Source organism: Reyranella sp. (assembly GCF_965279625.1).
Taxonomy (GTDB): domain Bacteria; phylum Pseudomonadota; class Alphaproteobacteria; order Reyranellales; family Reyranellaceae; genus Reyranella.
On record NZ_OZ257251.1, the window covers coordinates 2,913,458 to 2,935,171 of the forward strand.

The 21,714-nt window shown below is 66.3% G+C and carries 19 protein-coding genes; 13 read left to right on the plus strand and 6 right to left on the minus strand.

Translation table 11 applies throughout. The features are described from left to right. Nucleotides 1-26: 26 nt before the first annotated feature. The 4 genes from cynS to ACQY78_RS14225 all read right to left on the minus strand — a co-directional run bounded on the left by cynS (nt 27) and on the right by ACQY78_RS14225 (nt 3,770). Entirely contained in the window at nt 27-473 is a 447-nt protein-coding gene (gene cynS, locus ACQY78_RS14210) for a cyanase (RefSeq protein WP_425068351.1), read from the minus strand. After that, nucleotides 470-1,375: an ABC transporter ATP-binding protein gene (locus ACQY78_RS14215; protein ID WP_428676084.1), complete on the minus strand. Its 906-nt coding sequence runs from the start codon at nt 1,373-1,375 to the stop codon at nt 470-472. The genes cynS and ACQY78_RS14215 overlap by 4 nt, the downstream gene beginning before the upstream one ends. Nucleotides 1,376-1,382: 7 nt before the next feature. Continuing rightward, entirely contained in the window at nt 1,383-2,231 is an 849-nt protein-coding gene (ntrB, locus tag ACQY78_RS14220) for a nitrate ABC transporter permease (RefSeq protein ID WP_428676086.1), read from the minus strand. Nucleotides 2,232-2,402: 171 nt separating this feature from the next. After that, nucleotides 2,403-3,770 carry an ABC transporter substrate-binding protein gene (locus ACQY78_RS14225; protein WP_428676088.1) on the minus strand — a complete coding sequence of 456 codons (1,368 nt, stop codon included), beginning with the start codon at nt 3,768-3,770 and terminating at the stop codon, nt 2,403-2,405. 411 nt (nt 3,771-4,181) lie between these two features. On the opposite strand from ACQY78_RS14225, the gene ACQY78_RS14230 reads away from it, so the two are divergent. From ACQY78_RS14230 to ACQY78_RS14285, 12 genes are all read left to right on the plus strand, one after another. Further along, nucleotides 4,182-4,661: a YbjN domain-containing protein gene (locus ACQY78_RS14230; RefSeq protein ID WP_295144536.1), complete on the plus strand. Its 480-nt coding sequence runs from the start codon at nt 4,182-4,184 to the stop codon at nt 4,659-4,661. A gap of 143 nt (nt 4,662-4,804) precedes the next feature. After that, nucleotides 4,805-5,641 (plus strand): prolipoprotein diacylglyceryl transferase, encoded by an 837-nt coding sequence (lgt, locus tag ACQY78_RS14235; protein ID WP_428676090.1) that lies wholly within the window; start codon nt 4,805-4,807, stop codon nt 5,639-5,641. 24 nt (nt 5,642-5,665) lie between these two features. Then, the gene (locus ACQY78_RS14240) at nt 5,666-6,745 is read left to right on the plus strand and encodes a class I SAM-dependent methyltransferase (protein ID WP_428676092.1); all 1,080 of its coding nucleotides are present in this window, start codon (nt 5,666-5,668) and stop codon (nt 6,743-6,745) included. After that, the gene (pgeF, locus tag ACQY78_RS14245) at nt 6,742-7,509 is read left to right on the plus strand and encodes a peptidoglycan editing factor PgeF (RefSeq protein WP_428676094.1); all 768 of its coding nucleotides are present in this window, start codon (nt 6,742-6,744) and stop codon (nt 7,507-7,509) included. The genes ACQY78_RS14240 and pgeF overlap by 4 nt, the downstream gene beginning before the upstream one ends. Nucleotides 7,510-7,563: 54 nt before the next feature. Next, nucleotides 7,564-8,541 (plus strand): hypothetical protein, encoded by a 978-nt coding sequence (locus ACQY78_RS14250; RefSeq protein ID WP_428676096.1) that lies wholly within the window; start codon nt 7,564-7,566, stop codon nt 8,539-8,541. Between the two features lie 130 nt (nt 8,542-8,671). Continuing rightward, on the plus strand, nt 8,672-10,258 hold the full coding sequence (locus tag ACQY78_RS14255) for an ABC transporter substrate-binding protein (protein ID WP_428676098.1): 1,587 nt from the start codon (nt 8,672-8,674) through the stop codon (nt 10,256-10,258). A gap of 106 nt (nt 10,259-10,364) precedes the next feature. Beyond that, nucleotides 10,365-11,933: an ABC transporter substrate-binding protein gene (locus ACQY78_RS14260; RefSeq protein ID WP_428676100.1), complete on the plus strand. Its 1,569-nt coding sequence runs from the start codon at nt 10,365-10,367 to the stop codon at nt 11,931-11,933. 81 nt (nt 11,934-12,014) lie between these two features. Then, a complete protein-coding gene (locus ACQY78_RS14265; protein WP_428676102.1) occupies nt 12,015-12,956 on the plus strand; it encodes an ABC transporter permease in 942 nt (313 codons plus the stop codon). A 35-nt stretch (nt 12,957-12,991) separates the two neighbouring features. Continuing rightward, nucleotides 12,992-13,888: an ABC transporter permease gene (locus ACQY78_RS14270; protein ID WP_428686381.1), complete on the plus strand. Its 897-nt coding sequence runs from the start codon at nt 12,992-12,994 to the stop codon at nt 13,886-13,888. After that, nucleotides 13,888-15,519: an ABC transporter ATP-binding protein gene (locus ACQY78_RS14275; RefSeq protein WP_428676103.1), complete on the plus strand. Its 1,632-nt coding sequence runs from the start codon at nt 13,888-13,890 to the stop codon at nt 15,517-15,519. The genes ACQY78_RS14270 and ACQY78_RS14275 overlap by 1 nt, the downstream gene beginning before the upstream one ends. A 58-nt stretch (nt 15,520-15,577) precedes the next feature. Beyond that, nucleotides 15,578-17,203, plus strand: a complete 1,626-nt coding sequence (locus tag ACQY78_RS14280; protein ID WP_428676105.1) for an acyl-CoA dehydrogenase family protein — start codon at nt 15,578-15,580, stop codon at nt 17,201-17,203. Nucleotides 17,204-17,215: 12 nt separating this feature from the next. Then, nucleotides 17,216-17,848, plus strand: coding sequence for a LysE family translocator (locus ACQY78_RS14285; RefSeq protein WP_428676107.1), 633 nt, complete (start codon nt 17,216-17,218; stop codon nt 17,846-17,848). A 6-nt stretch (nt 17,849-17,854) separates the two neighbouring features. Here ACQY78_RS14285 and ACQY78_RS14290 read toward each other — a convergent pair whose 3' ends face one another. Further along, a complete protein-coding gene (locus tag ACQY78_RS14290) occupies nt 17,855-19,204 on the minus strand; it encodes an MATE family efflux transporter (RefSeq protein WP_428676109.1) in 1,350 nt (449 codons plus the stop codon). Nucleotides 19,205-19,428: 224 nt separating this feature from the next. On the opposite strand from ACQY78_RS14290, the gene ACQY78_RS14295 reads away from it, so the two are divergent. After that, nucleotides 19,429-20,898, plus strand: coding sequence for a M81 family metallopeptidase (locus tag ACQY78_RS14295; RefSeq protein ID WP_428676110.1), 1,470 nt, complete (start codon nt 19,429-19,431; stop codon nt 20,896-20,898). Nucleotides 20,899-20,952: 54 nt separating this feature from the next. Here the strand turns inward: ACQY78_RS14295 and ACQY78_RS14300 are convergent, their stop codons facing one another. Continuing rightward, nucleotides 20,953-21,696 (minus strand): amino acid ABC transporter permease, encoded by a 744-nt coding sequence (locus ACQY78_RS14300; RefSeq protein WP_428676112.1) that lies wholly within the window; start codon nt 21,694-21,696, stop codon nt 20,953-20,955. Nucleotides 21,697-21,714: the final 18 nt, after the last annotated feature.

The following is a 21,714-nucleotide window of genomic DNA, read 5'->3' on the forward strand; positions in this document are numbered from 1 at the left end:
CCGCGCAGCTGCTTCCGGGACAGGCGTCAGTAGCTCTTGTACCCCAGGAACTTGCCCGACATGGCGATCTTCACCCGGTCGCCCTTCTGGTCGGGCTGGCGCTCCATGGTCATGTCGAAGTCGATGGCGCTCATGATGCCGTCGCCGAATTCTTCCTGGATCAGTTCCTTCCAGGTCGTGCCGTAGACCTGGACCAGCTCGTAGAAGCGGTAGATCAGCGGGTCGGTCGGCGGGATCTGGGGCAGCGAGCCGCGATAGGGGACTTCCTGGAGCAGCAGGACTTCTTCCTTGCCCAGGCCGAACAGCTTGCCGGCCTTGGTGGCCTGCTCCTTGGTCATCTTCATCTGGCCCATGCAGGCCGCGGTGACGATGATCTTCGAGGCACCGCCGATCTTCTTGGCGATCTCTTCCCAGGTCAGCTCCTTCATGCGCTTGGCCGTCAGGATCTTCTCTGTGACTTCAGCCCGCTTCATTGCCGTCTCCCGGTTGTTAAAGGCACGATCTCGGCCGGCGGATTGACCGCCGACAATCCAGGTTTCACCAGCTTCGGCCGCCGCGGATCGTAGCCGTGCGCGGCGATCTCCTGGTCGAACGCCTTGGAGCGATTGACGAGGAATTCCACGAGGTGGTTGCGGATCGCGTAGTACTGCGGATGGCGATGCAGGTCGTTCCGGTGCCGCTCGTTCTTCGGCATGGTGTTGACCACGATCTCGGCGATGCGCGCGCCCGGCCCGTTGGTCATCAGCACGATCTTGTCGGCAAGCAGGATCGCCTCGTCGACATCGTGGGTGATCATGAACACGGTCTGCTGGGTGTCGGCGCAGATGCGCAGCACCTCGTCCTGCAGCATGCCGCGGGTCAGCGCGTCGAGGGCGCTGAACGGCTCGTCCATCAGCAGCATCTTGGGCTGGATCGAAAGTGCGCGGGCGATGCCGACCCGCTGCTTCATGCCGCCGGAGAGCTGCGCCGGTCGCTTGTTCTCCGCGCCGGCAAGACCGACCAGTTCGATGAAGCGCATCGCATGATCGCGCACCTTGGCGCGATCCCAGCTCGGCCAGCGCGACGAAACGGCAAAGGCGATGTTGCCCATCACCGTCATCCACGGCAGCAGCGCATGGCCCTGGAAGATCACGGCCCGGTCGAGACTCGGACCGTCGATCTCGCGGTTGTCGACGATGACGGCGCCGCCGCTCGGGCTGTCGAGGCCGGCCAGCACGTTCAGGATGGTGGTCTTGCCGCAGCCGGAATGGCCGATCAGGCAGCAGAACTCACCCTTGTCGATGCCGAACCAGATGTCTTCGAATACGGCGGGCTGGCCGGTCTCGCCGAAGCGGCGCGCCAGACCTTCGACGCTGATGAGCGGACGGTTCTCCATGGCGCGCCTATTCCGGATAGGTGACGAGCTTGGCGAGGTACGCCAGGCCCTGGTCGAGCAGGAGACCGACCAGGCCGATCAGCAGGATCGCGGTCACGATGTTGGCGATCGAGAGGTTGTTCCACTCGTTCCACACGAAGTAGCCGATGCCGGTGCCGCCCACGAGCATCTCGGCCGCCACGATCACCAGCCAGGCGATGCCGACGGAGATGCGCATGCCGGTCATGATGGTCGGCGCCGCGGCCGGCAGGATGACCTTGAAGGCGGTGCGGAACGGGCCGACCTCGAGCGTGCGCGCCACGTTCAGCCATTCCTTGCGCACGCTGCCCACGCCGAACGCGGTGTTGATCAGCATCGGCCAGACCGAGCAGATGAAGATCACGAAGATCGACGAGATGGCGCTGTCCTTGATCGTGTAGAGGGCGAGCGGCATCCAGGCGAGCGGCGACACCGGTTTCAGGATCTGGATGAAGGGATCGAGCGCGCGATAGACCAGCGGCGACATGCCGATCAGGAAACCGAGCGGAATTGCCACGAGGGCGGCGAGGCCGAAGCCCAGCAGCACACGGCCCAGCGAATAGGCGAGCTGGATGCCGATGCCCTTGTCGTTGCTGCCCCGGATATAGAAAGGATCGGCGAGGTGCTTCCAGATCGTGGCGCCGATGTCGGCCGGCGTCGGCATCGCCGATTTCTGTCCGGTCGCCGCCGCGGCACCGACCAGCTTGGCATATTCCGGATCCATCGCCGGCCCGCTGGCCGCCGTCGGCAGAGTGGCGACCTGCCAGATGCCGACGATGGCCACGAAGATCAGCAGCGACAGCAGGCCCGCCCGCAAACGCAGCGAGTTCTTCAGCATGTGCGCGACCAATGCACCAAAGGCAAAGACCTCATCCTGAGGAGCGAGCGCAGCGAGCGTCTCGAAGGATGGGCCAAGGACACCGCGCCTGCAGCCCATCCTTCGAGACGGCTGCTGCGCAGCCTCCTCAGGATGAGGTCGGGTTTTGGTCGCGCCGAAAAAGTCACGAGTTCAGGTCCGCTTGATGGCGAAGCTGTTGACGTACTCGTCGGGCTTGGACGAATCGAAGGGCTTGCCCATCACCACGATCGTCTTCTTCGACGGATCGGGCGGCGTGAGGCCCATCTCCTTCATCATGTTCGCCGTGTCGGTGGCGAGATAGACCTCGGAAGCGACCTTGGCATAATCGACGTCGCCCTTGAGCTGACCCCAGCGCTTCATCTGGGTCATGATCCAGATGGCGAACTGGTTCCACGGGAAGGGATCGAAGTCGATGCGGTCGGGATCCTTCTTCACGCCGCCCAGGCCGTCGGCATAGGTGCCGGTCAGGATCTGCTCCAGCACCGTCTCGGGCTGGTTCAGGTAGTTGGCCGGTGCGATCGCCTTGGCGATCTCCTTGCGGTTCTCCTGCTTGTGGGCATAGGCGGTCGCGTCGATGATCGACTTCAGCAGCGCGCGATAGGAGTTGGGATTCTGGGTCGCGAATTCCTTGCTGACGGTGAAGGCGCAGCAGGGATGACCGTCCCAAAGTTCCTTGGTCAGCAGGTGGATGAAGCCGATGCCGTCGAACACGGCGCGCTGGTTGAACGGATCGGGGCCGAGATAGCCGTCGATATTGTCGGCGCGCAGGTTGGCGACCATTTCCGGCGGGGGCACCGAGCGGATCGAGATGTCCTTGTCGGGATCGAGGCCCGCCTCCGCCACGTAGTAGCGCAGCAGATAGTTGTGCATCGAATAGTCGAACGGCACGGCGAAGCGGAAGCCCTTCCAGTCCTTCGGGTTGCGCTTGTCCTTGTGCTTGTTCGCGAGCGTGATCGCCTGGCCGTTGATGTTCTCGATCGCCGGCATCGTCCACGGCACCGGGTTCGAGCCGACCCCCAGGGAGATGGCGATCGGCATCGGCGAGAGCATGTGCGAGGCGTCGTATTCCTTGGCCAGCGACTTGTCGCGGATCACCGCCCAGCCGGCCGTTTTCACGACTTCGACGTTCAGCCCCTGCTTGGAATAGAAGCCCATCGGATGGGCCATGATGATGGGCGTCGCGCAGGTGATGGGAATGAAGCCGACCTTGAGGTCCTTCTTCTCCGGCGCCCCACCCTGGGCGAAGGCCTCGCGGGCGGCCCCGAGCGGCAGGACCGAGGAAATGGCCGCCATCGCGGTGGCCGCGCCGACCGTCTTCAGGAACTGACGGCGCTGGGCGTCGACCGGGAACACGGCCCGCAGGACGGCGGCATCGACCACCCGGTTCCAGCGATCCTCCTCCCCCGCCGGCACGGCCGCCGCCGTCAGGCGGGCATGGTCGGCCTGGCTGTGGCTTCCGCCGCAGCTGCAGCCGCCGCGGCCGAGCAGCGCCTTGGGATCGAACGGGTCCTTGAACATCGATGCCTCCTCCAGTCTTGGTGCCGGCATCCGGTGCGCGGCGTGATTGGAGGCAGAAAAGGCAAGGCCTGTGCCAATCGCTCAGGACGTGCGGAAACCTTGGCGGAGCAAGGCCCGGGCCTCAACATTTGCTCAAAAAATCGGCAAAATCGCCCGACTCGTTCTGCGGAATCGACGGATTCGAATCTTAACGTTGGGGATTAAATTCATGGAATCCCTGACTCTTTCCCCGTTTTACACGGCCATTTCTTATTGCGCAGGGGGGCATCCTTTGGCAGGCTAGCGTTAGTGGGTTGTTGGGTGCCCACCACGATATGTCGGCCACCCGCCTCAAGAATGGCTCAGTGGAGCCGCACGGCGGAATGGTTGGGGAGTAGCTCGATGGCGTTATCTCGACATGAGCGGACACGATTGAAGTCTGACCTGAATCCGCTCGAAATGATCGAGAAGGTCGTGTCCGCCAACGACTGGCCGTTCGACCGCACCTCGGACCGCGAAATCGCCGTCGAGGTCGCAGGCCGCTGGTGCGACTACCGCATGTTCTTCAGCTGGCGCGACGATGTCGAGGCGCTGCACTTCACCTGCGCCTACGACGTTCGCATTCCCACCGAGCGGCATTCCGACATCCATGGGCTGCTGGCCCTGATCAACGAAAAGATGTGGCTGGGTCACTTCGATCTGTGGACCGAGGAAGGCCTGCCGATGTTCCGCCACGCCATCCCGCTGCGCGGGACCAAGGGCTTGATGGCCGAACAGCTGAACGACCTCGTCGAGGTGGCGATCACCGAGAGCGAGCGCTTCTATCCCGCCTTTCAGTACGTCGTCTGGGCCGGCAAGAGCCCCGCCGACGCGTTGACCGCCTCCATCCTGGAGACGGTCGGCGAAGCCTGAGCCGACAAGGACCTTCCGACGCCCCCTCTCGCTAAAAACTTAAAAACACTCTCGTTCGGATAGTCCCCAGCGGCGCCGATCCCCCCGGATCGGCGTCGCGACGATTTTAGGAACGCGATTCCCCGGCTATAAGGGTCGCCTTCATGAGCACCCTTTCAGCGTTTCTCCCGGCCGCGCTTCCCCTGGCGATCCCGTATCCCGAGATCGATCCCATCCTGGTCCAGCTCGGCCCCTTCGCCATCCGCTGGTACGCACTGGCCTATATCGCGGGCCTGGTGATCGGCTGGCAGGTCATGCGCCGCGTCTGCGAGCAGCCGCCCAAGGTGCTGTCGCCGCTCAAGATCGACGATTTCCTGCTGTGGGCCGCACTCGGCGTCATCTTGGGCGGGCGGCTGGGCTATGTGCTGTTCTACAAGCCGGGCTTCTATCTGGAACATCCGCTGTCCGCGCTCACCCTGTGGGAGGGCGGCATGTCGTTTCACGGCGGGCTGCTGGGCGTCATCGTCGCCATCCTGCTCTTCGCGATGCGCAACAAGACCGATCCCTTCATGCTGTCGGACCTGGTGGCGATCGTGGCGCCGCTCGGCCTGCTGTTCGGTCGCCTCGCCAACTTCATCAACGGCGAACTGTGGGGCCGCGTGAGCGACGTGCCGTGGGCCATGGTCTTCCCGCGCGGCGGCCCCCTGCCGCGTCATCCCAGCCAGCTCTACCAGGCCTTCTTCGAGGGCGTGCTGCTGACCCTCATCGTGCTCGCGGTATGGAAGCTCACCGAGGGCCGCCGCCGGCCCGGCCTGCTGACCGGCGTGTTCTGCGCCGGTTACGGCCTCGCGCGCATCGTGGGCGAGATCTTCCGCGAGCCCGATGCGCATCTCGGCTATCTGTGGGGGCCGATCACCATGGGCATGCTTCTGTCGTTGCCGGTGCTGCTGTTCGGCCTCTGGCTGATCGGACGCGCCTATCGCAAGCCCGCCCTGCCGTGACCGGGGCACCGTGACCGAGCCCTCATGACTGAATTGGGCGGGCTGATCGCGCGCCGCATCGCGCTGACCGGCCCCATCTCCCTCGCCGACTTCATGGCCGAGGCGATGGGGCATCCGCGGCTTGGCTACTATCGCCGCGCCGTGCCCGTCGGCGCCGCCGGCGACTTCACTACCGCCCCCGAAATCTCGCAGATGTTCGGCGAGCTGATTGGCGCCTGGCTGGCCGAGCGCTGGCTGGCGATGGGCCGGCCGTCCCCCGTGCGGCTGGTCGAGCTCGGGCCCGGCCGCGGCACCCTGATGGCCGATGCACTGCGCGCCACACGCGGCGTGCCGGGCTTCCATGCCGCGATCGACCTGCATCTCGTCGACATCAACGCGCCGCTGCGCGAGGCCCAGCGCTCCACGCTGCAGGCCTACAGGCCCGCCTGGCACGAGCGCTTCGACGAGGTGCCGGCGGGACCGCTGCTGCTGGTCGCCAACGAATTCTTCGACGCCCTGCCGGTACGCCAGTTTCATCGCACCGCCAAGGGCTGGCGCGAGCGCATGGTCGGCCTCGACGAGGCGGGCGGTCTGCGGCTCGCCCTCGCACCGGGCGGCACCCCCTTCGCCTCGCTTCTCCCCGATGCCAGCGAAGGCGCCGAAGCGGAGTTCAGCGAGGCCGGAAGATCCCTGGCCGGCGCGATCGGCGCGCGCATCGCCCGCGATGGCGGCTGGGCGCTCATCATCGACTACGGGCTGGAGAGTGCGGGCCGCGCGGCTTCGCTTCAGGCGGTGCGCGGCCACCAGAGGGCGGGCATTCTCGACCGTCCCGGCGAGACCGATCTCAGCGCCCATGTCGATTTTGCAGCGCTCGCAGCGTCTGCCGGCGTCGCGGCCTATGGCCCGGTGGGCCAGGGCGAGTTCCTGCGGCGCCTCGGTCTTCCCGAGCGTGCGCAGGCCCTGAAGCGCACTGCAAAGGCGGCACAGGCCGATGCCATCGATGCGGCATCGGCCCGCTTGATCGCGCCCGACCAAATGGGCACCCTCTTTCGCGTGCTGGCCCTCGGCGACGGCAAGACCGCCCCGCCCGCCGGCTTTACGGATTTCCCCGCGGACCCTTCATGATCCAGGCTCAGACACTCGCCGCCCTCGACGGGGTGCAGCACCGATTCTTCACCCGCCGCGGCGGCGTGAGCACGGGCCTCTTTACGTCGCTCAACTGCGGCTACGGCTCGGCTGATGCGCCGGAGAACGTGCGCGAGAACCGTCGCCGCGCGGCCGGGCAATTCGGCCTCGACGAACCCGACCTGCAGACCGTGCACCAGATCCATTCGGCCGACGTGCTGACGGTGGCCGCGGAACGCTGGAGTTCGCCGGGCGCCCCCAAGGCGGATGGTCTCGTGACCGACCGGCCGGGCGTGGCGCTGGGCGTGATGGCGGCCGATTGCGCGCCGGTGCTGCTGGCCGACGGCGACGCCTCGGTGATCGGCGCCGCGCATGCCGGCTGGAAGGGCGCGCTGGGCGGCGTCGTCGACGCCACCATCGCGGCCATGGAGAAGCTCGGCGCCCGGCGCGAACGCATCCGGGTCGTGGTCGGCCCCTGTATCGGGCCGGCATCGTACGAGGTCGGGCCGGAATTCCCCGCGCCGTTCCTCGCCCAGGACGAGGCCAACGCCGCTTTCTTCCGCGCCGCCACGCGCGCCGGACATTTCATGTTCGACCTGCCGGGCTATCTCGTCCACCGCATTGCACGGAACGGCGTCGCCGTGAGCGCGACCGGCCACGACACGCTCACCGGCACGGACGATTTCTTCAGCTACCGGCGCAATACGCTGCAGGGCGTACGCGACTACGGGCGCGGCCTGTCGGCGATCGCCCTCGCGGCCTGACGTGCCCTACTTCATCATCCTGATGGTCTGTTGCCTGCTCGGGGTTATCGCGACATGCGCCATGTTGTGATGTTGCTTTGCCTGTTCGCCCTCGCGGCGTGCGGCGGATCTCCCAAGCCCTTCGCCCACGATCCTTCGCAGATCTCCTACGGGCGCCAGCTCCGCGACAAGGTCGAGGTCTCGATCAGCCCGCCGCGCAACATGCCGCCGGAAATGGGCGAGCGTGTCGCCGCCGCCCTCGCCATCGAACTCCAGTCCTATGGGATCGTGGCGGCCGTCGCGCCGGCCGAGGCGCCGATCGCGGTCGAGGGCGTGATGAGCACGCGCGACGCCGACATGTCGATCGAGATCCAGGTCGACTGGCGCATCCGCGGCAAGCCACGCACCGACGAGCCGGCGACCGTCAAGACGCGCGCACCGCCCGAGGATTATGCCGAGCAGGCCGAGCGCCTGGTTTCGCGCATCGCGCAACAAGCCGCGCCCCGGGTCGCGACGCTGATCGGCAAGCCGCCGAACTTCATCCCGCGCGCGCCCGGCCAGGTCGCCGCAGGCATCACCATCCCCTACGAATTCCCGCCCGATCCCGCCGCGGCCCCGCCGCCCGAGGGGACGGTACCGACCTCGACGACCACGCCGACGCCGATCGCAGCCAAGCCGGCCGAGTCGCAGGTCAAGGTGCTGGTGGCGCAGGTGACCGGTGCGCCGTCGGACGGCAATCGCCAGCTGACGTCCGGCATGCGGCGTGCGCTGGGATCGAGCAAGCTCGTGATCGTGGACCAGGCAGAAGCCGACGCCTTCACCGTCGCGGGCACGGTCACCATGACACCGATCGACGACCGCATGGCCAAGCTCGTCGTCAAATGGATCGTCAAGGATCCGGCCGGCAAGAATGTCGGCGACATCGAGCAGTCCAACCCCGTGCCGCTGGCCGCCGCCAAGGGCTCGTGGGCGGGATTCGGCGACATCGTCGCCTCTGCCGCCTCCGAGGGGGTGCTCGAGCTTCTCGAGAAGGCGATCAACAAAACCCGCTGAGTCCTGCGCTGTATGTGAATCGGCTTGTCAGAGGGGGGCTTTCGGCTGCTACTGTTCCGGGGGGCGGCGCGATTCTTGCAAGCTTTGCGCAAGGCAAGAACCGACCGCGAGACAGGGAGTCAAAAAAATCATGTTCTCATTCAGGAAGTCGGCCTTGGCCGTCATCGCTGCAGCGAGCGTCAGCGGCCTCATGGCCGCCGCGCCGGTCCAGGCGCAGACGCTCAAGGTCGTGATGCATTCGGACGTGAAGATCCTCGATCCGATCTGGACCACGGCCTACATCCAGCGCAACCACGGCTACATGGTGTGGGACACACTGTTCGCGGTCGACGAGAAGTTCAACGTCAAGCCGCAGATGGTCGACAAGTATGAGAACTCTGCCGACAAGCTGACCTGGACCTTCACGCTGCGCGACGGCCTCGAGTGGCACAACGGCACGCCGGTCACCGCCGAGGATTGCATCGCCTCCATCAAGCGCTGGGCCGCCCGCGATTCGATGGGCCAGAAGATGATGGGCTCGGTCGAGGCCCTCGAAGTCGTCGACGCCAAGACCTTCCGGATGAAGATGAAGGAGCCGTACGGCCTGGTGCTCGAGTCACTCGGCAAGCCGTCGTCGAACGTGCCCTTCATGATGCCGAAGAAGACCGCCGAAACCGACCCGATGCAGCAGATCAAGCTCGAGGACGTGATCGGCTCCGGCCCGTTCGTCTTCAAGGGCGACGAATGGAAGCCCGGCGAGAAGATCGTCTACGTCAAGAACACCAAGTACAAGCCGCGGGCCGAGCCGGCCAACGGACTCTCCGGCGGCAAGGTCGTCAAGGTCGACCGCGTCGAGTGGCTCGCGATGCCGGACATCCAGACGCAAGTGGCCGCGCTGCAGAGCGGCGAGATCGACATGATCGAGGCACCGGGCCATGACCTGCTGCCGCTGCTGGCGAAGGACAAGAACGTCGAGCTGGTCAGCTTCAACCCGACCGGCAACCAGTACGCCTTCCGCTTCAACAGCATCGCCAAGCCCTTCGACAATGCGAAGATCCGGCATGCCGTGTTCGTCGCCTTCGGCCAGGAGGACTTCCTCAAGGCCACGATCGGCGATCCGCAATGGTACAAGGTCTGCAAGGCGCCGTTCGTATGCGGCACGCCGCTCGCGACCGACGCCGGCATGGCCGACGTGCTGAACGGCAACGCCGCCAAGGCCAAGCAACTCCTCACGGAAGCCGGCTACGACGGCACCCCGATCGTGCTGATGCAGTCGACCGACCTGCAGGTTCTCACCAACCTCGCCCCGGTCGCCAAGGCGCAGATGGAGCGGGCCGGCTTCAAGGTCGACATGGTGTCGATGGACTGGCAGACGCTGGTCGCGCGCCGCGTCAAGAAGGACCCGCCGAGCCAGGGCGGCTGGCACGCCTTCCTCACCTCGTGGGTGGCGGCCGACATCCTCAATCCGGTGATGGCGGGATACTTCAACGCCGCGTGCGACAAGGCCATGTTCGGCTGGCCGTGCGATGCGACGATCGAGAAGTATCGCGACCAGTTCGCCAAGGAGACCGACCCGGTGAAGCAGAAGCAGATCGTCGAGGATCTGCAGAAGTACTGGGTCGACCATCCGACCCACATCAATGTCGGCCAGTGGTACGCCCCGCTGGCGCGCCGCAAGAACGTCGAGGGCAACCTGACGGCGCCGGCGCCGGTGTTCTGGAACGTCACCAAGAAGTAGCTCGATCCGCGCGCGGGGTTCTTCCCCGCGCGCCCATCGATGAGGGCGGGCGATCCCGCCTTCTTCGATGGGGAAGAAACCCGGAGGGGGCTCTATGAAAAAAGTGATGAAGCGTACGCTCGCGGCGATGGTTGCCGGTGCGATTCTATCGAGTGCGGGGCCGGTGCTGGCCCAGGGCAAGGTCGTCAAGTTCGTCCAGAACGGCAATCTGACGATCCTGGATCCGATCTGGACCACGGCCTACGTCACACGCAACCACGGCTACTTCATCTACGACACGCTGTTCGCCTCCGACGAGAACAACGTCGTCAAGCCGCAGATGGTCGACAAGTACGACGTCTCCGCCGACAAGACGGTGTGGACCTTCACCCTGCGCGACGGCCTGGAATGGCACGACGGCAAGCCGGTGACGTCCGAGGATTGCATCGCTTCGATCAAGCGCTGGGGCGCCCGCGACGCGATGGGCCAGAAGCTCATGGACTTCGTGAAGGAGTTCAAGCAGGTCGACGCCAAGACTTTCCAGATGGTGCTGAAGGAGCCTTACGGCCTGGTCCTCGATTCGCTCGGCAAGCCGTCGTCGCAGGTTCCGTTCATGATGCCGAAGCGGGTGGCCGACACCGACCCGTTCAAGCAGATCGACAGCCAGATCGGCTCGGGCCCGTTCATCTATGTGAATGCCGAGTCCAAGCCCGGCGAGAAGCACGTCTACGCCAAGAACGCCAAGTACAAGCCGCGCGCCGAACCCGCTTCGGGCCTGGCCGGCGGCAAGGTGGTCAAGGTTGATCGGGTCGAGATCATCGAGATGCCGGACCCGCAGCAGCAGGTGAACGCGCTCGCCGCGGGCGAGATCGACGTGATCGAGCAGCCGCCGCACGACCTGATCCCGATCCTCAAGAAGGAAAAGGGCGTCACGCTCTATAACTGGAACCCACTGGGTCACCAGTTCATCTACCGCATGAACTGGCTGCAGCCGCCGTTCGACAACCCGAAGATCCGCGAGGCCGCGCTGCTGACCATCCGCCAGGAGGATTACCTCAAGGCGACCGTCGGCGAGCCGGAGTTCTACAAGGTCTGCGCGGCCGCGTTCATCTGCGGCACGCCCAACGCCGTCGACGCGCCGGGCGACCTGCTCATCAAGCCGAACTTCGAGAAGTCGAAGGCGCTGCTCAAGGAAGCGGGCTATGATGGCACGCCGATCGTGCTGCTGCAGTCGACGACCCTGCCGGTTCTCACCAACGTCGCCCCTGTGACAAAGGCGCTACTCGAACAAGGCGGCTTCAAGGTCGACATGCAGTCGATGGACTGGCAAACCGTCGTGACGCGTCGAACCAACAAGGGTCCCGTGAGTCAGGGCGGCTGGAACATCTTCCACACATTCTCGGTGGCGGCGGACATCCTGAACCCGATCTCGACCTCCTACATGGTCGCGAACGGCGACAAGGCGTGGTTCGGCTGGCCGAACGATCCGGAAATGGAGAAGCTGCGCGACGCCTACGCCAAGGAAACCGACCCCGCGAAGAACAAGGCGCTCGCCGCCGCCGTCCAGGCCCGGGCTTTGCAAACCGCCCAGTATGGCTGGATTGGCCAGTGGTACGGCCCGGGCGCCATGCGCTCCAACATCTCGGGCTGGCTCAAGGCGCCGGTCCCGGTGATGTGGAACATCGAGAAGAAGTGAAACTGATCTTCATCCCGACCCTCTGCCGGCAGCCGGCGGAGGGTCGGGATGGAGGCAGTCAGATAAGGTAAACCGCATACAATGATCGATTTCATCGCTCGTCGTCTCATAGCCATCATCCCCGTGCTGGCGGTGGTGGCCATCTTCGTCTTCCTCATGCTGCGATTGACGCCGGGTGATCCCGCCGCGGTCATCGCGGGTGACAACGCGACGTCCGACCAGATCGCCGACATTCGCAACAAGCTCGGGCTCGACGAGCCGATCTGGGCGCAGTTCGCCATCTGGATCGGCAACGTGCTGCAGGGCAATTTCGGCGAGAGCTTCTTCTTCAAGAAGACCGTCGCCGAGCTGATCGCCCAGCGCGTCGAGCCGACGCTTGCTCTCGCGGTCTGCACGCTGATCTTCGCCGTCAGCATCTCCGTGCCGATCGGCGTCATGGCGGCCTACCGCCAGGGCTCGCTGCTCGATCGTGCGGTGATGGGCTTTTCGGTGCTGGGCTTCTCGGTGCCGGGCTTCGTGATCGGCTACTGCCTGATCTATGTCTTCGCCATCGAGCTCGGCTGGCTGCCGGTGCAGGGTTATATCCGGATCGGCGTCAATTTCTGGGGCTTCCTCGAGCGCATGATCCTGCCGTCGCTCACTCTGTCGGTCGGCTTCGTGGCCCTGATCTCGCGCATTACGCGCGCGTCGGTGCTCGAAGTGCTGAACGAGGATTACATCCGCACCGCCCGCGCCAAGGGCCTGTCCAACCGCGTGGTGCTGATGCGCCATGCTCTGCGCAATGCCGCCGTGCCGATCCTGACCGTGATCGGCCTCGGCATCGCGATCCTGATCGGCGGCGCCGTGGTGACCGAAAGCGTCTTCGGCCTGCCCGGTCTCGGCCGTCTGACGGTCGAAGCGGTGCTGAGCCGTGACTTCCCGACCATCCAGACCGTCATCCTTCTCTTCTCCGTCGTCTATGTCGTGATCAACCTGCTCATCGACATCAGCTACACCCTTTTCGATCCGAGGATCCGGTATTGAGCGCGATCACCGAAGAAGTCGTCGACTCCGCCTCCATCGCGGCGGCGTCGACCAAGCGCAAGAGTCTCTGGCTCGTTGCTCTCCGCAACCCGAACGTGATCATCGGCGGCGTGATCCTGCTGACGATGCTGGTGATCGCCATCCTGGCGCCCTTCCTCGGCACCGTGGATCCGACCCGTATCGATCCGGCGGCCCGCAACAAGAAGCCGGGCACCGAGATCACCTATCGCCTCGACGACGGGACGACCGCCAAGCGCATCGCCATCATGGGCACCGACAGCCTGGGTCGCGACGTCTACAGCCGCGTGCTCTACGGCGCGCGCGTGTCGCTGGCCGTGGGCGTGGCCGTCTCGATCATCGCCGTCGCCATCGGCATGGTGATCGGCCTGGTGTCCGGCTACATCAGGTGGGCCGACGGGCTCATCATGCGCGTCATGGATGGGTTGATGGCGATCCCGGGCATCCTGCTCGCGATCGCCCTCGTCTCGATCTGGCGCGCCGGCCTGATCACCGTGGTCTTCGCCATCGTCGTCCCAGACGTGCCGCGCGTCGTGCGCCTCGTGCGCTCGATCGTGCTGACGGTGCGTGAAGAGCCCTACGTCGAAGGCGCGATCTCGGTCGGTACGCCGACCTGGATCCTGATGTTTCGCCACATCCTGCCCAACACCGTGGCACCGCTGATCGTGCAGGGCACCTTCCTGGCCGCCGCCGCGATCCTGACCGAAGCCGCCCTGTCCTTCCTGGGCATCGGCATCCCGCCGGAAATTCCCAGCTGGGGCAACATCATGGCCGAGGGCCGCACGCTGTTCCGCGTGTTCCCGCACAACATCCTGTATCCCGGCATCTTCCTTGCCTTGACGGTGCTGGCCATCAACATCATGGGCGATGGTCTGCGCGACACGCTCGACCCGAAGATGAGCAAGAAAGTCTGATGTCGACCGAAACCAAGAAACCCGTCCTCGAAGTCCGCAACCTGAGCGTCGCCCTGCCCAAGGGCGGCGACCGGGTCCATGCCGTCGAAAAGGTGAGCTTCACGGTCAATCCCGGCGAGATCGTCTGCCTCGTGGGCGAATCGGGCTCGGGCAAGTCGGTGATCGCCTTCACCGTGATGGGCCTTCTCGCCAAGGCGCTGAAGCCGACCTCCGGCGAGATCCTGCTCGAGGGCGAGAACATCCTGACGGCGAGCGAAGACAGGCTGCGCGAGCTGCGCTGCACGCGCATGTCGATGATCTTCCAGGAGCCGATGACGGCGCTCAATCCCGTCATGACCTGCGGCGAGCAGATCGACGAGGTTCTGAATACCCACACCAAGCTCGACGCCGCCACGCGCAAGGCCAAGATCATCGCCATCCTGGACCGCGTGAAGCTGCCGGAGCCGGAGCGTATCTACGCCTCGTTCCCGCACCAGCTCTCGGGCGGCCAGCGTCAGCGCATCATGATCGCCATGGCGCTGGTGCTCGATCCGGTCCTGCTGATCGCCGACGAACCCACCACCGCGCTCGACGTCACCACCCAGGCCGAAATCCTGAAGCTCGTGGCCGAGCTGCAGGCGGGCCAGGGCACCGGCGTGCTGTTCATCACCCACGATTTCGGCGTGGTGGCCGAGATCGCCCATCGCGTCGCCGTCCTGCGCTGGGGCGAGCTGGTGGAGATGGGCCCGACCGAGCAGATCCTGTCGCGGCCGGTTCAGGCCTACACCAAGATGCTGATCTCCTCGGTGCCGTCGATCACGCCGGTCCATCGCGGCGTGCGACGGGACGGCACCACCATCCTGCGCACCGAAAAACTCGGCAAGATCTACACGGGCAACGCCTTCTTCCAGAAGGCGCGCGTGGTGAAGGCCGCCGTGGACGTCGACCTCGACATCCGCCGCGGCGAAACGCTGGGCATCGTCGGCGAATCCGGCTCGGGCAAGTCGACCGTGGCGCGCTGCATCGCCCGGCTGATCGACCCGACCGAGGGCAAGATCTATATCGGCGACACCGAGATCGCGACCATGTCGGCGCGCAAGCTGCGGCCGCATCGCCGCCGCGTGCAGATCGTCTTCCAGGATCCCTACCGCTCGATGAACCCGCGCATCACCGTGGGCGACTTCATCATCGAGGGGCCGATGAACTTCGGCCTCGGGCGTGAGGAAGCGATGGCCCGCGCCCGCAAGCTGATGGAAACGGTGCGGCTCGATCCCAACGCGCTCGACCGCTTTCCCCACCAATTCTCCGGTGGCCAGCGCCAGCGCATCTGCATCGCGCGCGCGCTTGCCATGGAGCCCGAGCTGCTGATCGCCGACGAGGCCGTGTCGGCGCTCGACGTGTCGGTGCAGAAGCAGGTGCTGGAACTGCTGGACGAGATCCGCGTCCGGCTGAACCTCGCCGTCCTCTTCATCACCCACGATCTGCGCGTCGCGGCGCAGATCTGCGACTACGTGGCCGTGATGAGCAAGGGCCGCGTCGTCGAATACGGCTCCGCCGAGCAGGTCTTCGGTTCGCCCCAGGCCGACTACACCAAGGCCCTGTTCGCCGCCGCCCCCGGCCGCACCTGGGAATTCGGCAAGTTCGCCGCCTGATGCTCTCTCCGGGCCCTTCCCTCTAGCGGGAGGGAGGGGCTTGGAGGAGACTGGCACCATGACCTCCGGCTTCCTCGAAGACGCTTCGTTCAACCAGTCGCCCGCCTTCGGCGACATCGACCTGTTCACCGCCGACCAGCCGCTGGCCGATGCCGCGGCCCGCGCGGGTCTCGACCTCGCGGCGCTCTCCGCCTGCGGCAGGGACTATGGCGCGGCCGAGACGCTCGATCTCGGACGGGTAGCTAACGAGAACCCGCCCAGGCTCCGCACCATGGACGGCAAGGGCAATCGCCTCGACCTGGTCGAGTTCCATCCCGCCTATCACGCGCTGATGCGCAAGAGCATCGGCCATGGCATCCACGCCTCGGCGCATGACGGCAGCGACCTGCCGGCGCCGATGTCGGCCCGTGCCGTCCGGCTCTATCTCGCGACGCAGGCCGAGAGCGGCCACATGTGCCCGATCACCATGACGCATGCCTGCGTGGGCGCGCTCCGTTCCGAGCCGGCGCTGCTCGAAAAATGGCTGCCGAAGATCCAGACGCGCACCTACGATCCGCGGCCGCTGCCATGGTGGGAGAAGAACGGCGTCACGCTGGGCATGGGCATGACCGAGCGCCAGGGCGGCACCGACGTGCGCGCCAACATCACGAGCGCCGCCGCGCACGGCGACCATGCCGAGATCACCGGCCACAAATGGTTCATGTCGGCGCCGATGTGCGACGCGTTCCTTGTCCTTGCCCAGTCAGAAGGCGGCCTCACCTGTTATCTGATGCCGCGCTACCGGCCCGACGGTTCGCAGAACGCGATCCGCTTCCAGCGGCTGAAGGACAAGCTCGGCAACAAGTCCAATGCCTCCTCCGAGGTCGAGTTCCACGGCGCCTGGGCCGAGAGGGTCGGCGCAGAGGGCGCGGGCGTGCGCACCATCATCGAGATGGTGAACCTGACGCGCCTGGACTGCGCCATCGCTTCGGCCGGCCAGTCGCGCATCGCGCTCAGCCAGGCGATCCATCACATCCGCAACCGCTCGGTCTTCCAGCGAAAGCTGGCGGACCAGCCGGCGATGCGCGCCGTCGCCGCCGACATGGCGCTGGAACTGGAGGCGCAGGTGGCTCTCGTCTTCCGCCTGATCCGCGCCGCCGAGCATGCCGCCCACGATCCGCGCGAGGCGGCCTATGCGCGCCTGCTGACGCCCGCCGTGAAATTCCTCGTGTGCAAGAGCACGCCGCAGCTCGTCTACGAATCGCTCGAGTGCCTCGGCGGCAACGGCTACACCGAGGACCTGCCGATGGCGCGCTACTTCCGCGAATCGCCGCTCAACGCGATCTGGGAGGGCTCGGGCAACGTCATGGCGCTCGACGTGCTGCGTGCCGCCGGCCGCCACCCCGAAGCCGCGACCGACACGCTCTCGCGTCTCGTACGCACCGCCGACCGGGCGTTCAAGGCCGGTCCGCTGGCGCAGGCGCTGGAGCAGATCCTGAAGTCAGGCGCCGCCGAACGCCGCGCGCGTTTCCTGTGCGAGAGCCTGGCCAAGATCGCCGCCGTGGCGGCGCTGGTCGAAGCGGGCTCACCCTTCGCCGCGCTCTATGCCGAGACGCGCCTCGCCGGCTCGCCTTTCGCGCAGTTCGGCTCGGCAGATCTCGGCGACAGCGAGAGGGCGCTGATGGACCGCGCGTTGGCGGCGTAGAAAATTGACGACATGATCGATCTCTCCACGCTCGCCCTCTTCGCCCTCGCGTGCCTGGCGCTCACGGCCACGCCCGGCCCCGACATGCTGTTGATTGCCTCGCGCAGCGCGAGCCAGGGCAGGGCCTCGGGCTTCGCCACGCTGGCCGGCATCCAGCTCGGCACCTATTGCCATGCGGCCGCGGCGGCGTTCGGCCTGTCGCAGCTCTTCCTGGTCGTGCCGCTCGCTTACGACATCGTGCGCTACGCGGGCGCGGCCTATCTGCTCTACCTCGCGTGGAAGACGTTCCGCGCCACGGGAACGGTGCTCGCCCCGGCCGACAGCGCGCGAGGCTTCTCGATCGCGATGGTGTTCCGGCAGGGGCTGCTCACCAATCTGCTCAATCCGAAGATGGCGTTGTTCGTGCTGGCGCTCTTCCCGCAATTCGTGCGACCGGAAGCGGGCTCGGTCGCGTTGCAGATCATGCTGCTGGCGACCGTGCTCAACCTGATCGGCATCACGGTCAACGGTGCGGTCATCCTGGCGGCAAGCCGGCTCGGCCATGCCTTCAGTGGCGGCGGCCGCTTCCGGCGCGTTCCGCAGATCCTGCTGGGCACCGTGTTCGCAGGGTTCGCGTTGCGCCTGGCATTGGACAGCCGGCGCTGAGGCGGGCTAGCGCTTCGCGGGAAGACGCGCCTGCCAGGGCCGCAACAGCAGCATGCCGCCCATCACAAGACCATAGACGGCGAGCCCGATTCCCATCGCCCAGAACACCGAATCGAGCCCCTGCCCCAGCTCGATCGCGAGCCAACCGCCGCCGACGGTGATGATCAGCCTTACCAGCACGGCGGCGACCGGAACGCCCATGCGGCCGGCGCCCTGGCTGCCGAAGTGGAGCGTCAGGCCGAGACCGTAGAGGATATAGAAAGGGGCCGCCCGCGTGAGATAGCCGACGCAGGCGGCGATCGTTGCGGGATCGCTCGTGAACAGACGCGACCACTGCTCCGGCAGGAGGGCGATCGCGCCGCCGATCGCGCCGATCACCGCCGCGGCAAAGAGGCTGCCGGTCCAGGCGACGCGACGCGCCCGCGCCCATCCGTCAGCCCCGGCGGCAACGCCGATCAGCGTCAGCATGCCGGTGCCGATCCCGTAGGAAATTGCGCCCATCAGGTTTTCGAGCCGCGATCCGATGGCGTAGCCCGCCAGCGCCGACGTGCCGAAGCGGCCGACCAGTCCGGTCAGCACCATCGTCCCGATGCCGCCGACCACGGTGACGGCCGACGACGCAAGGCCGACGCCCATGATCTCCGCGAACAGGCGGCGCTGCAGGCCGCGCCCGCCGAGCGAGGGGACGAAGCCCAGCCGGCCGCCCCAGATCGCGCGCGCCGTCAAAGCGAGCGATAGGCCGGATGCCGCCACGCCGGCCGCCGCGAAGCCGGCCACGCCCCAGCCCGGCCAGCCACCGATGCCGAGCCCCAGCAATGCCGCCAACGGCACGTAGACCGCCGAGCCCACGACGCCGAACCGCGCCGCCAGGGCCGCGCTGCCCACGCCCCGCAGGATCGCCGACGCGAAGTTGGTCGCCCACACCAGCACGCCGCAGCTGAACCAGACGTCGCTGTAGGCGCGTGCCTGTCGCAGCACCGCGCCCTCGCCGCCCATCATGCGGTAGAGAAGCGGCGCGGCCGTCCACGCAAACAGCGCGCAGAGCGCGGCGAAGACGAACGCCAGCACCATCGCGTGGATCACCAGCGCCTGGGCGTCCTCGCGCCGGCCACCGCCCAGGGCACGTGCCATGGACGCCGCGACAGCGCCGCCCAGGCCACCCGAGGACACGTTCATGACCATGACGACGAAGGGATAGACCAGCGCAAAGGCCGCCAGCGCGCCGCTGCCCAGCCGGCCGACCAGCCAGATCTCGGCCAGCACGACGGCGATCTGCACCACCATGAACGCCGTCGTTGGACCCGCGAGCCGCAGCAGGGAACGCCCGATGGGGGCAACGAGAAGAGGATGGGACACGAGGACTCCGGCGGGAGCGGCAGCGCAACAACGATGCACCCGGTCCCTGGCGGGACGGGCAGAGAAGGATCGTTAAAGTCGCGAGCTCATATGCGGAGTCTCCAGAGGAGCACGCACTATGGCCTTGCAGGCAGCCGTCGACAACCTGCCCGCTTTGCCCGCCGATGCCGCACCGGTACACTCCGCCCAGCGTTCCAGCCAATGTTCAGCGAGTACTCCTTCCAATGAAAAAGATCTTCACGGCGTGCCTCGGTACGGAGACCAATACCTTCGCCTCGATCCCGACCGGGCACGGCCTGTTCGAGGAGACATGCCTGTTCCGCAAGGGCAGCTACGGCAAGAACGTGCCGATGTTCGGCGCCCCGCTCGCCGTCTGGCGCACCCGCTCCGAGGCCAAGGGCTGGCAGGTGGTCGAGAGCCTCTGCGCCTTCGCCCAGCCGGCCGGCAGGACTGTGAAGAAGGTCTATGAGGCCTTCCGCGACGAGATCATCGCGGACCTGAAGGCCGCTATGCCGGTCGATGCGGTGTTCCTCTCGATGCACGGCGCCATGGTGGCCGAGGGCTACGACGATTGCGAAAGCGACCTGCTCGCCCATGTGCGCAAAGTGGTCGGGCCGGAACTGCCGGTCGGTGTCGAGCTCGATCTCCACTGCAACATCGGCGAAGGCACGATGCGCGACGCCACGGTGCTGGTCCTGTTCAAGGAGTATCCGCATGTCGACGTGTCGGACCGCGCCGACGATCTGTTCAACGTCATGGAAGGCGCGATCGAGGGCCGCACCAAGCCGGTGATGGCCACCTGGGATTGCCGCATGATCGGCGTGTTCCACACCACGCGCGAGCCGATGCGCGGCTTCGTCGACAAGCTGATGGCGATGGAAGGCAAGGACGGCGTGCTGTCGCTCTCCGTCGCCCATGGCTTCCCGTGGTCCGACATCAAGGAGATGAGCAGCCGCATCATCGCCGTCACCGATGGCGACAAGGCGAAGGCCGAAAAGCTGGCCAAGGAACTCGGCCAGGAATTCTTCGCCATGCGCCAGGCCACGCAGCCGCCCTATGTGACCCTGGAGGCCGCCATGGCGCGGGTCAGCTCGCACAACCTGCCCAAGCCCATGGTGCTGGCCGACGTGTCGGACAATGCCGGCGGCGGCGCGGCCTCGGATTCGACCTTCGTTCTGAAGGCGCTGCTCGACGGCAAGGTGAAGGACGCGGCGATCGCCATGTTCTGGGATCCCGGCGCCGTAAAGCTCGCCTTCGAGGTCGGCGAAGGCGCCGAACTGGACATCCGCCTCGGCGGCAAGCTCGGGCCGCAGTCCGGCGCCCCGATCGACGCCCGCGCCCAGGTGCTCAAGCTCGAGAAGGACGTCTTCATCCAGTTCGGCGGCGCCCGCAAAGGCACCAACCCGATCGGTGACGTGGCCGCCCTGCAGATCGAAGGCGTGACGGTGATCGTCAACTCCAAGCGCTCGCAGTGCCACAGCCTCGACTGCTTCACCAAGCTCGGCATCGATCCCTCGACCAAGAAGGTCGTCGTCGTGAAGTCGATGCAGCACTTCCACGCCGCCTACGCGCCAATCGCCAGCGAGGTGGTCTATGTCGCCGCGCCCGGCGCCCTGGTGCCGGACTGGTCGCTGCTGCCCTACACCAAGGCCGACAAGACGCAGTGGCCGTTCGTCGCCAACCCGCACGCCTGAGGCAATCAAGGCAAAGTAAGCCCGTCGTCTCCGCTCGAGACGACGGGTCTGTTTTCAACGGGGGAGCGCGGCCTGCTCCACGGCGGGCATGACGGCGGGCACGCCTTTGGACTTCTTCTCCGCGACCTGCAGCGTCCGGGTCGGATCGTAGCGGCGCTCGAGCCAGCGCTGGGCGCGATCCCAGAGCGTGGTCAGCACGAGGTAGTAGACGGCGGCCGCGGCAAAGACTTCGAGCACGTCGAACTTGATCTGCATGATCATCTCGGCACGCCGCATCAGCTCCTCCATCGAGATCACCGAGGCGATGGACGTGGCCTTCAGCAGGCCGTTCACTGAGTTGCCCAGTGCCGGCAGGATGATCCGCGTGGCCTGCGGCAGCAGCACCTTGCGCAGCGCCAGGGTGCGGGAGAGACCCAGCGCCTTGGCCGCATCGTGCTGGCCCGCCGGGATGGCGAGAAAGCCACCGCGGATGATCTCCGCCATATAGGCCGCCTCGTTCAGCACCAGCGTCACGATGACGGAGGTCAGGACGCCGAACTTGATGCCGAGCTGCGGCAGGCCGGAATAGATCATCACCATCTGGATCAGCAGCGGCGTGCCGCGGAAGAACCAGATGTAGCCCTGCGCGATCCGGCTGACCGGGCCGTTGTGCGAGGCCCGCATCAGCGCGATGGCGAGACCGAGGATGAGTCCGCCCGCCAGGCCCGCCACGGTGAGGCCGGCGGTCACCAGCACGCCGACCAGCAGGAACTGGTTGGTCAGCGCCGCGTAGAAGTCACCGACGTCGAAGCCCCTCATGGTGCGGCCGTTTCGATG

What these genes read in the sequence shown, in the direction of transcription:
- cynS (WP_425068351.1), bottom strand. Translation starts at nt 473, where the DNA reads ATGAAGCGGGCTGAAGTCACAGAGAAGATCCTGACGGCCAAGCGCATG.
- ACQY78_RS14215 (WP_428676084.1), bottom strand. Translation starts at nt 1,375, where the DNA reads ATGGAGAACCGTCCGCTCATCAGCGTCGAAGGTCTGGCGCGCCGCTTC.
- ntrB (WP_428676086.1), bottom strand. Translation starts at nt 2,231, where the DNA reads ATGCTGAAGAACTCGCTGCGTTTGCGGGCGGGCCTGCTGTCGCTGCTG.
- ACQY78_RS14225 (WP_428676088.1), bottom strand. Translation starts at nt 3,770, where the DNA reads ATGTTCAAGGACCCGTTCGATCCCAAGGCGCTGCTCGGCCGCGGCGGC.
- lgt (WP_428676090.1), top strand. Translation starts at nt 4,805, where the DNA reads ATGAGCACCCTTTCAGCGTTTCTCCCGGCCGCGCTTCCCCTGGCGATC.
- ACQY78_RS14240 (WP_428676092.1), top strand. Translation starts at nt 5,666, where the DNA reads ATGACTGAATTGGGCGGGCTGATCGCGCGCCGCATCGCGCTGACCGGC.
- pgeF (WP_428676094.1), top strand. Translation starts at nt 6,742, where the DNA reads ATGATCCAGGCTCAGACACTCGCCGCCCTCGACGGGGTGCAGCACCGA.
- ACQY78_RS14250 (WP_428676096.1), top strand. Translation starts at nt 7,564, where the DNA reads ATGCGCCATGTTGTGATGTTGCTTTGCCTGTTCGCCCTCGCGGCGTGC.
- ACQY78_RS14255 (WP_428676098.1), top strand. Translation starts at nt 8,672, where the DNA reads ATGTTCTCATTCAGGAAGTCGGCCTTGGCCGTCATCGCTGCAGCGAGC.
- ACQY78_RS14260 (WP_428676100.1), top strand. Translation starts at nt 10,365, where the DNA reads ATGAAGCGTACGCTCGCGGCGATGGTTGCCGGTGCGATTCTATCGAGT.
- ACQY78_RS14265 (WP_428676102.1), top strand. Translation starts at nt 12,015, where the DNA reads ATGATCGATTTCATCGCTCGTCGTCTCATAGCCATCATCCCCGTGCTG.
- ACQY78_RS14275 (WP_428676103.1), top strand. Translation starts at nt 13,888, where the DNA reads ATGTCGACCGAAACCAAGAAACCCGTCCTCGAAGTCCGCAACCTGAGC.
- ACQY78_RS14280 (WP_428676105.1), top strand. Translation starts at nt 15,578, where the DNA reads ATGACCTCCGGCTTCCTCGAAGACGCTTCGTTCAACCAGTCGCCCGCC.
- ACQY78_RS14285 (WP_428676107.1), top strand. Translation starts at nt 17,216, where the DNA reads ATGATCGATCTCTCCACGCTCGCCCTCTTCGCCCTCGCGTGCCTGGCG.
- ACQY78_RS14295 (WP_428676110.1), top strand. Translation starts at nt 19,429, where the DNA reads ATGAAAAAGATCTTCACGGCGTGCCTCGGTACGGAGACCAATACCTTC.
- ACQY78_RS14300 (WP_428676112.1), bottom strand. Translation starts at nt 21,696, where the DNA reads ATGAGGGGCTTCGACGTCGGTGACTTCTACGCGGCGCTGACCAACCAG.